A 1,121-nucleotide genomic window follows, 5' to 3' on the forward strand; every position below is an offset into this window, starting at 1 on the left:
GTTTAAATTTAAATCCCATCCGAATAAATTTCACGGCCTAACCAGCCACGATGCCGAGGTATTTTTAAGCGGCGCGCTAAACGGCCTGGCGGCAAATTTGATGAAGATCGCAAACGACGTGCGCTGGCTGGCAAGCGGGCCAAGATGCGGTATCGGCGAGATAAATATCCCCGAAAACGAGCCTGGAAGCTCGATAATGCCGGGCAAGGTAAATCCGACGCAGTGCGAAGCCGTCACGATGGTAGCGGCGCAAGTAATGGGCAACCACGTCGCGATTTCCGTCGCTGCAAGCCAGGGCAACTTCGAGCTAAACGTCTTTAAGCCGGTGCTTACGTACAACCTCATCCAAAGCATCCGCCTGCTAAGCGATGCGATGAACAGCTTTGAGAAACATTGCGCTTGCGGTATCACGGCAAACGCCGCGAAAATCGACAAACTGCTGCACGAGAGCCTAATGCTCGTAACCGCGCTAAATCCGCACATCGGCTACGCAAATGCCGCCAAGATCGCCAAAACCGCCCATCATAACGGTACGACGCTGCGCGAGGAGGCGATAAAATCAGGCATACTGACCGCCGAGGAATTTGACGCGTGGGTGGTGCCTGAGGATATGACCTCACCGAAGGAATAAATTTTAGTTGCTTGACTTTTTGGGCTCGGCGAGATTAGGGCGTTTCAGTAAAATTTGATCATTTCGATAAAATTTAATCGTTTTGCGTGGCATGCTCGCCTTGAGTGATTTCGCAGAGTTTACTTTAAAATGATTTCGCCGAGCTTTCTTTAAAATCCGTAAATTTGAAAGCGAAATTTGCGGATTAAATTTACTTTGGTAACGCGGCTCTTGCTGTTCGCTAAAATAGCGAAATTACCGAAGCGGAAGCCGCTTTTTGTCTTTAAATTCTGCCTGCCATTTCACGCCCCGCCAAACGCGTATAAACACCGCCGCTAAGATAAAATTTTAAATGCTTCGTAAGCACCCAAAGGATAAAATGCGCCAAAATTTTACAAAACGAGGATTTTATGAGGGACTATGATAAGGAGTCATTGATCATAAACGATTACACCGTCTATCATGAATTTTCCTGGGGCATATTTACTTGCATATTGGGTTTTTCGCTTTT

Annotated in this window: 1 protein-coding gene; it reads left to right on the forward strand. The window is 47.3% G+C overall.

Annotated elements, in window-relative coordinates:
- Window positions 1-631 (forward strand): lyase family protein (locus Q0620_RS09575; protein ID WP_298784782.1); only part of this gene is annotated, 631 nt, incomplete at its 5' end.
- Window positions 632-1,121: the final 490 nt, after the last annotated feature.

Origin of the sequence: uncultured Campylobacter sp., from assembly GCF_938017615.1 — a bacterium.
Lineage (GTDB): Bacteria > Campylobacterota > Campylobacteria > Campylobacterales > Campylobacteraceae > Campylobacter_B.